Genomic DNA, 7,647 nt, shown 5'->3' with positions numbered 1-7,647 from the left:
CGACCGCGATGATGGACGTGCCCACGTCGACCGTGGTGCCCTCCGGGAAGTGCAGGGCGCGCACCACACCGTCGTACGGGATGGGCAGCTCGACGGCCGCCTTGGCGGTCTCGACCTCGCAGACGACCTGGCCGTCGGTGACCGTGTCACCCGGCTGGACGTACCACTTCAGGATCTCGGCCTCGGTGAGGCCCTCGCCCACGTCGGGCATCTTGAACTCGCGCACGGAGGTGCTCATGTTCCGGCCTCCTCTCAGTACGCGAGCGCGCGGTCGACGGCGTCGAGCACACGGTCCAGGCTGGGCAGGTACTCCTCCTCCAGCCGGGCCGGCGGATACGGGGCGTGGTAGCCGCCGACCCGCAGCACGGGGGCCTCCAGGTGGTAGAAGCACCGCTCGGTGATCCGGGCCGCGATCTCCGCGCCCGAACCGAAGAAGACCGGCGCCTCGTGGACGACGACCAGGCGGCCGGTGCGCTCCACCGACGCCTGGATGGCGTCGAAGTCCAGCGGGGAGACGGACCGCAGGTCCAGCACCTCCAGCGAGCGCCCCTCCTCGGCGGCCACGTCGGCGACCTCCTGGCAGAGCTTCACCATCGGGCCGTACGCGGCGAGCGTGAGGTCGGTGCCCTGGCGGACGACCTGCGCCTTGTGCAGCGGACCGGGGATCGCCTCGGTGTCGACCTGGCCCTTGTCCCAGTAGCGGCGCTTGGGCTCGAAGAAGATGACCGGGTCGTCGCTCTCGATCGCCTGCTGCATCATCCAGTAGGCGTCCGACGCGTTCGCCGGCGTCACGACCTTCAGGCCGGCGACGTGCGCGAACAGGGACTCGGGGGACTCGCTGTGGTGCTCGACCGCGCCGATGCCGCCGCCGTAGGGGATGCGGATGACGACCGGCAGCTTGATCTTGCCCAGCGAGCGGGCGTGCATCTTGGCCAGCTGGGTGACGATCTGGTCGTACGCGGGGAACACGAAGCCGTCGAACTGGATCTCCACGACGGGCCGGTAACCGCGCAGCGCCATGCCGATGGCGGTGCCGACGATGCCGGACTCGGCGAGCGGGGTGTCGATGACCCGCTCCTCGCCGAAGTCCTTCTGGAGACCGTCGGTGACGCGGAAGACGCCGCCGAGCTTGCCGACGTCCTCACCCATGACGACGACCTTGGGGTCGGTCTCCAGGGCCTTGCGCAGGGATTCGTTGATCGCCTTCGCGATCGCCAGCGTCTTGACGGACTCCAGCGTCTTCACGGATTCCACAGCCATGGTCAGGCCCCCTCACCCTCGGAGAACGACGCCTGGTAGGCGGCGAACTGGGCACGCTCCTCGTCGACGAGCGCGTGACCGTCGGCGTAGGTGTGCTCGAACATCGCGAACTTGTCCGGCTCGGGCATCGCGCGCACCGCTTCGCGCACCCGCCTGCCCAACGCTTCGCTCTCGGTCTCGAGTTCCTCGAAGAATCCCTCGTTCGTGTCCGTTTCGGCGAGGAGGTACGCGCGCAGGCGGGCGATCGGGTCCTTCGCCTCCCAGGCCGCCCGCTCCTCGTCACCGCGGTAGCGGGTCGGGTCGTCGGAGGTGGTGTGGGCACCCATGCGGTAGGTGAAGGCCTCGACCAGGGTCGGGCCCTCGCCGCGCCGGGCGCGCTCCAGGGCCTGCTTGGTCACCGCGAGGCAGGCCAGCACGTCGTTGCCGTCGACGCGGACGCCCGGGAAGCCGTAGCCCTGGGCGCGCTGGTAGAGGGGCACCCGGGTCTGGCGGTGGGTCGGCTCGGAGATCGCCCACTGGTTGTTCTGGCAGAAGAACACCACCGGCGCGTTGTAGACGGCCGAGAAGGTGAAGGCCTCCGCCACGTCGCCCTGGCTGGAGGCGCCGTCGCCGAAGTACGCGATGACCGCGCTCTCCGCGCCGTCCTTGGCGACGCCCATGGCGTAGCCGGTGGCGTGCAGCGCCTGCGAGCCGATGACGATCGTGTACAGGTGGAAGTTGTTGGTGTTGGGGTCCCAGCCGCCGTGGTTCACGCCGCGGAACATGCCCAGCAGGTTGGTCGGGTCGACCCCGCGGCACCAGGCGACGCCGTGCTCGCGGTAGGTCGGGAAGACGTAGTCGTCGTCGTGCAGCGCCCGGCCGGAGCCGATCTGCGCCGCCTCCTGGCCGAGCAGCGAGGCCCACAGGCCCAGCTCGCCCTGACGCTGGAGGGCGGTGGCCTCGGCGTCGAAACGCCGGGTCAGCACCATGTCCCGGTACAGGCCGCGCAGCTCGTCCGCCGTGATGTCGGCGACGTACGCGTCGTACTCCGGGTTGCTCACCCGCTGTCCCTCGGGAGTCAGCAGCTGCACCAGCTCCGGCTCCGCCGTGACGGGATCGGCGCCCTTGGCCGACTTCTTCGCCGCCGTACGGCCACGGGACGCCCCGGCCTTGCCTGAGGCGGCGCTGCGTCGCTGGGTGCGCGCGGCAGTGCTCTCCACGGTCACGTTGCTCCTCCGTCGTCCGGTACCCGGGGTTGCCGGGTGACCTGGGAATGCCCCCCTCGCCCTTTGGGACGCGGGGGAACGACTCGCCCGGCCCCGACAGCGCGCACGGGGTGGGTGCCCTCGGCCGGGAACAGGCGTGACAGTGTCCCGGCGAGCGCCCTGCGAGAAATCACGTTACCCGCGGTTCCGCAATTTCGTGAAACCACGCCTGACCTGCGATTTTGATTGGATTTCCAAGTAAAAGAACTCGGAAGTCCGACCATCTCGCAAAGGAGTCGGAAGAACCGCTGGTGGCGGCCCCGGCATGTTCCGCAGGTGGCCGGAACATCGCGCACCGTATAACGGACAGCGGCCTCACGGAAGACTCCGTACGGCTCTTTTTCTCCTCATTCGTGCCCTGCTTTCCCGGATCGCACGAAGCTCCCCACGGGAATCGGCGAGGGGCGGAGGAGCACATGTGCCCCTCCGCCCCTTTTTCCTGTACCGCCCGGTCAGGTACCGGCCCCGGTCAGGTGCCGGTCCCGGTCAGGTGCCGCTTCCGGCGACCACGTCGCCGATGACACCGCCGTCGCCGGTCTCGCCGCCGTCGGTGGTGCCGGTGCTGCTGCCGCCGTCGGCCTCGCCGCCCTCGGTGGTACCCGTGGAGACGCCGCCGTCGGAGGAGGACGTACCGCCGTCCGTGGACGTGCCGCCGTTCGTACCGGTGCTGCCGTTGCCGGAGGTGCCGCCGTTCGTGGTGCCGCCGTTCCCGCTGCCGCCGTCGGTCCCGCCGCCGGTGGTGGGGGACTCGGCGCCCTGGGTGGGCTCGCCGGTGTAGTCGTCCGACGGCCAGTCGTCCCACTGGTCACCGTTGCCGGTGTCCGCGGTGTCCTCCTCGTCGGGGGTCTCCTCGGCGGGACTCTCCGACTCCTTCTCCGGTGCGGAGGGCTGCGAGGTGCTCGGCGTCTCCTTCGGCGTCTTGCCGTTGATCTCGTCGGCGCCGTTCATCGCCAGCGCCACACCGGCCACGACGGCGATCACCGCCAGCGCGGCCAGCAGCAGCATCTTGCCCCGGCCGCCGCCGGAACCGCCCGCGCCACCGGTGTAGCCGCCGTCGTCGCCGGGGTTGTACGACGGGATCATCGGCTGCGGGATCTGCGTCGTCGACGAGCCGGCGCCGGGGCGTCCGCCGCCCATGCCCGGGTGGCCGCCCTGCGGCAGCATGGCCGTCGCCGCGGTGGCGCCCGCGCCGCCCCGGCCGCCGCCGTTGGCGAGGACCGGTCCGGTGTTCCAGCTGCCGGTGTGGCCGCCCTGCTCGTACAGCATCTCCAGGGCGTACTGGACCAGCCCGCGCATCTCCTCGGCCGTCTGGAACCGGTCGTCCGGGTCCTTGGCGAGGGAGCGCATCACCAGGCCGTCGAGCTCCGGCGGCACCTGGCTGCTCGTCTCGGAGGGCGGGAGCGGGATGTCCTGGACGTGCTGGTACACCACCGACAGCGGGGTCTCGCCGGTGAAGGGCGGACGCAGCGCCAGCAGCTCGTAGAGCAGACAGCCCGTGGCGTACAGGTCCGAGCGGTGGTCGACGGCCTTGCCGAGCGCCTGCTCGGGGGACAGGTACTGCGGGGTGCCCATCACCATGCCGGTCTGGGTCATGGTCGACTGCGCGCCGTGCAGGGCGCGCGCGATGCCGAAGTCCATGACCTTGACCGCGCCGTTGTGCGTGATGATCACGTTGGCCGGCTTGATGTCACGGTGCACGATGCCGTGCTGGTGGGAGTAGGCCAGCGCCTCGAGGACGCCCGAGACGATGATCAGCGCCTGCTCGGGGCCCGGAGCCTCCGACTCGATCAGCAGCTCGCGGATGGTGCGGCCCTCGACCAGCTCCATCACGATGTACGGGACCGAGGAGCCGTCCACGACGTCCTCGCCGGAGTCGTACACGGCGACGATCGCGTGGTGGTTGAGCCCGGCCACCGACTGGGCCTCGCGGGTGAAGCGGGCCTTGGACACCGGGTCCTCGGCGAGGTCCGCGCGGAGCAGCTTCACCGCCACGGTGCGCCCGAGGCGCACGTCCTCGGCCGCGAACACCTCGGCCATGCCGCCCCGCCCGAGTCTGCGGGTCAGCCGATATCGTCCGTCGCCTACCAGTCCGCCGTTGCCCCAATTATCCGGCGCGTCAGACATGCCACCGCCGGCCGCCTCGGGATCGGACGGGCCCTGAGCGGGATGCTGCTGTGCCATCAGTCCTCGCCGTCTTTCTGCCCGCGGTGCGCGCAGTGTTGTTGCGGTCTCCGTCAGCCACGCTACAGGCTTCCCGGACCCCTCCGTCCGGGGTCGGCCGCAGGATCCGGTCGGGGAGGCACCCCGCCGACGCGGCCGGAGACGGACCGGCCATCAAACCCGGTAGCAGGCGTGACATGCAAATCTCCGGTATCCGGCGAGGAGATCGAGTAACGCTTCCGCGACGCTTCCTTCGCGTACGGTCACGGAACGGGCACCACGCTTGACGTGTCTGGGCCCTACGGCAGACTTGGCCGGGAAAGAGATGGTCGATCACGGTCGACACCCACTCGCGGGACGGCTTCCGGCCGCTGCCGCCGTGCCGAAGCCGATGGGGGACGCACACAGATGAGCCAGGACGGCGCACAGAGCCATGGCCGGTACGCGGGACAGTCACTCGCGGGCGGGCGCTACCAGCTCCGCGACCTCCTCGGCCAGGGCGGCATGGCCTCCGTGCACCTCGCCTACGACACGGTCCTGGACCGCCAGGTCGCCATCAAGACCCTCCACACCGAGCTCGGCCGTGAGCAGGCCTTCCGCGAGCGGTTCCGCCGCGAGGCGCAGGCCGTCGCCAAGCTCGCCCACACCAACATCGTCTCGGTCTTCGACACCGGCGAGGACGTCCTCGGCGAGCTGACGACCCCCTACATCGTCATGGAGTACGTCGAGGGCCGCCCGCTGGGCTCGGTGCTCCAGGCCGACATCGACCGGCAGGGCGCCATGCCCGCCGACCGGGCGCTGAAGATCACCGCCGACGTCCTGGCGGCGCTCGAGATCAGCCACGAGGAGGGTCTGGTCCACCGGGACATCAAGCCCGGCAACGTGATGGTCACCAAGCGCGGCGTGGTCAAGGTCATGGACTTCGGTATCGCCCGCGCCATGCAGTCCGGGGTCACCTCCATGACCCAGACCGGCATGGTGGTCGGCACCCCGCAGTACCTGTCGCCCGAGCAGGCGCTCGGGCGGGGCGTGGACGCCCGCTCCGACCTGTACTCGGTCGGCATCATGCTCTTCCAGCTGGTCACCGGCCGGCTGCCGTTCGACGCCGACTCCCCGCTGGCCATCGCCTACGCGCACGTCCAGGAGGAGCCGGTGGCGCCCTCCTCGATCAACCGGTCGCTGCCCCCGGCGGTGGACGCGCTGGTCGCACGGGCGCTGCGCAAGAACCCGAACGAGCGCTTCCCGAGCGCCGTGGCGATGCGCGACGAGTGCCTGCGGGTGATGCAGTCGCTCCAGCAGGTCGCCCCCAGCATCGTCCCGGGCACCGCCCAGCAGAGCGGCGCGGGCGTCGGCTCGGCCGTCTTCCCGCCTGTCGGGCAGCAGACGCCGCCGCCGGTCGACGTGCACACGCCGTACCAGCCGCAGACGCCCACGCCCGGCCCCTACGGGACGCCGCCGCCGGCCTACGGCTACCCGCACTCCGGCGGCTACCAGCAGCCGCAGCCGGTGTACACGACCCCGGCACCCCCCGGACCGGGCTACCCCACCGGTCCCGGCACCGCCCCGGGCGGCCGGCCCGGCGACCGGGGCGGGAAGAACAGATCCGTGCTCATCGGGGCCGTGGCCGCCGTACTGGTGGCCGGCGGCGTGGTCGCCGCCCTGATGCTCCCGGAGGACGACGCGAAGACCACCACCACCGGCGGCGGGGGCACCACGGCCTCCGCGTCCGCCGACCCGGCCGACGACTACAAGGGGCCGGAGAAGGACAAGACGATCGACGCCGCGGAGTGCAGCGAACCGGACGAGGCCTACGACGACGAGAGCAAGATCGTCATCCCGGACTTCCGGTACAAGTACTGGCCCTCCGTGCAGGCCTGCCTCCAGGACGGCCGCTGGCACTACGACACCAAGGAAGTCCCCGACACCACGTGGGGTGACGACATGGTCGTCCGCCAGTTCCCCAAGCCGGGGACCGAGGTCGACGAGGACAACGTCGAGATCGAGCTGGAGATCTCGACCGGACGTTCCGAGTAGTCCGGCCGGGACGACGGAGACGGGCCCGGGCCGGCGCTGCGCGCGCCGGCCCGGGCCCGTCTCCGTCCAGGTCGGAACGTACGTCAGGACGACGGACGTCGGTCAGGGCATCACGGTCACAGGTAGGGGCCACCCGAGCGGCCGGTGGCACGGACGTCGTCGCCGTCTGCGGCGACACCCGGCGGCAGGGCGCGGCGCATCTGCTCCAGCTGGGCCCGCGCAGCCATCTGCTGGGCGAACAGCGTGGTCTGGATGCCGTGGAAAAGGCCCTCCAGCCAGCCCACCAGCTGCGCCTGCGCGATCCGCAGCTCCGCGTCGCTCGGCGTGCCCTCGTCGGTGAACGGCAGCGAGAGCCGCTCCAGCTCCTCGACGAGCTCCGGGGCCAGACCGTCCTCCAGCTCCTTCACCGAGCTGGCGTGGATCTCCTTCAGGCGCACCCGGCTCGCCTCGTCGAGAGGCGCGGCGCGCACTTCCTCCAGCAGCTGCTTGATCATGCTGCCGATCCGCATGACCTTCGCAGGCTGTTCCACCTGCTCGGTCACCGGGGTCTCGCGGGACTCGTCGTCCCCGCCGCCTCCGAGAGCCATACCGTCCTGGCCGACCACCAGGATCTGCGGGTTCTCGTGCGGCCTTTCGTTCCTCGGCATCTCCATGCCGCCATTCTCTCGCACCTGTTGTCCCAGCACCGTCACTACCGTCCTTGCCCGACGAGTCGGTTGATACTCCGTCCGGATCACCCGGGATGCCACGTTCTCGGCCGCGTGTGACGCTGAGCGTGTCGCTCTCGGGCTCCGTATCAGCAGGGGGGCATCGGTATGGCCACCCACGGCCGACGGGCACTGGCGGCCGCACTGCTCCTGCCCGGACTTCTCACTCCCATGCCGGCCCTCGCGGCCGGTTCTCCGAAACCGTCCGCGACGGCCACGACGACGCCCCCGCGGGCGGGCAG

Annotated in this window: 6 protein-coding genes; 1 reads left to right on the top strand and 5 read right to left on the bottom strand. The window is 70.9% G+C overall.

The genetic code is table 11. The features are described 5' to 3' along the window. The 4 genes from HW445_RS12715 to HW445_RS12700 all read right to left on the bottom strand — a co-directional run. Positions 1-238 (bottom strand): biotin/lipoyl-containing protein (locus tag HW445_RS12715; protein ID WP_306673315.1); only part of this gene is annotated, 238 nt, incomplete at its 3' end. 14 nt (positions 239-252) lie between these two features. Then, positions 253-1,260 (bottom strand): alpha-ketoacid dehydrogenase subunit beta, encoded by a 1,008-nt coding sequence (locus tag HW445_RS12710; protein WP_180221137.1) that lies wholly within the window; start codon positions 1,258-1,260, stop codon positions 253-255. A gap of 2 nt (positions 1,261-1,262) precedes the next feature. Beyond that, positions 1,263-2,465: a pyruvate dehydrogenase (acetyl-transferring) E1 component subunit alpha gene (gene pdhA / locus HW445_RS12705; RefSeq protein ID WP_180221136.1), complete on the bottom strand. Its 1,203-nt coding sequence runs from the start codon at positions 2,463-2,465 to the stop codon at positions 1,263-1,265. A gap of 525 nt (positions 2,466-2,990) precedes the next feature. Beyond that, entirely contained in the window at positions 2,991-4,685 is a 1,695-nt protein-coding gene (locus tag HW445_RS12700) for a protein kinase (RefSeq protein WP_180221135.1), read from the bottom strand. A 387-nt stretch (positions 4,686-5,072) separates the two neighbouring features. Here HW445_RS12700 and HW445_RS12695 point away from each other — a divergent pair, with 387 nt between their 5' ends. Then, the gene (locus tag HW445_RS12695) at positions 5,073-6,698 is read left to right on the top strand and encodes a protein kinase (RefSeq protein WP_180221134.1); all 1,626 of its coding nucleotides are present in this window, start codon (positions 5,073-5,075) and stop codon (positions 6,696-6,698) included. A gap of 116 nt (positions 6,699-6,814) precedes the next feature. Here the strand turns inward: HW445_RS12695 and HW445_RS12690 are convergent, their stop codons facing one another. Continuing rightward, positions 6,815-7,351, bottom strand: coding sequence for a bacterial proteasome activator family protein (locus HW445_RS12690; protein WP_180221133.1), 537 nt, complete (start codon positions 7,349-7,351; stop codon positions 6,815-6,817). Positions 7,352-7,647: the final 296 nt, after the last annotated feature.

Origin of the sequence: Streptomyces sp. UH6 (assembly GCF_013421635.1) — a bacterium.
Taxonomy (GTDB): Bacteria; Actinomycetota; Actinomycetes; order Streptomycetales; family Streptomycetaceae; genus Streptomyces; species Streptomyces abyssomicinicus.
Note: the sequence above shows the minus strand (reverse complement) of the source record. Positions and strands in the feature narration are given on the sequence as shown.

Excerpts from the sequence above, each read along its gene's own strand:
- HW445_RS12710 (WP_180221137.1), bottom strand. The coding sequence starts at position 1,260 with ATGGCTGTGGAATCCGTGAAGACGCTGGAGTCCGTCAAGACGCTGGCG.
- HW445_RS12700 (WP_180221135.1), bottom strand. The coding sequence starts at position 4,685 with ATGGCACAGCAGCATCCCGCTCAGGGCCCGTCCGATCCCGAGGCGGCC.
- HW445_RS12695 (WP_180221134.1), top strand. The coding sequence starts at position 5,073 with ATGAGCCAGGACGGCGCACAGAGCCATGGCCGGTACGCGGGACAGTCA.
- HW445_RS12690 (WP_180221133.1), bottom strand. The coding sequence starts at position 7,351 with ATGGAGATGCCGAGGAACGAAAGGCCGCACGAGAACCCGCAGATCCTG.